Origin of the sequence: Ligilactobacillus acidipiscis DSM 15836, from assembly GCF_001435755.1 — a bacterium.
GTDB lineage: Bacteria > Bacillota > Bacilli > Lactobacillales > Lactobacillaceae > Ligilactobacillus > Ligilactobacillus acidipiscis.
Genome location: NZ_AZFI01000356.1, coordinates 1 through 536, shown reverse-complemented (window position 1 = coordinate 536; position 536 = coordinate 1). Strand labels below are relative to the sequence as shown.

Annotated in this window: 1 pseudogene; it reads right to left on the bottom strand. The window is 32.5% G+C overall.

Annotated elements, in window-relative coordinates:
• Window positions 1–135: 135 nt before the first annotated feature.
• Window positions 136–417 (bottom strand): annotated as a pseudogene (locus tag FC65_RS11105) (replication initiator protein A); the annotation flags it as partial.
• Window positions 418–536 lie beyond the last annotated feature (119 nt).

Here is a 536-nt window from a genome sequence, read left to right as displayed (position 1 = left end):
GCCACGCCATTACTGCAGAACGAATTTTCACTAGTTTGGCTCTGTCTGCCCAAAAGCACAAAAATTCACGGGTGATCTTACAGTTCATATTAGACATGGGATCAAGGACTACAAAAAATAAGCAAATTTTGTAAAGTGCTGAAGTTCATTTTTTACCCTAATCACTTTCTTTTTTGACCAGCCCATAAGGTCTGTTAGTTCTTGATTTGTAAAAATGAAATAAACCCGGTTATCTTCATCAACCCAGTTGTTTTTCAATGAATAATCTAGTCTATCGTGTAAAATCATATATCCTAATTTTGCACTATCACTTAATGTCTTATATTGAGATCCATAAATTAAAACCTGTGGGAATTGGAAAAAACGAGTTGCATAAGCTTTTTCCGACTCAATAAAATTGAAATTAGTTTGATTCATTATAAAACTTCCCTTCTCAACTGACACATACTGTCTCGAAAGAGAGTTGCTAAAACATTAGATTTGCTTTAAAATACAAATCTGATATGCTTTAACTAACCTGAATTATTCATACTTTT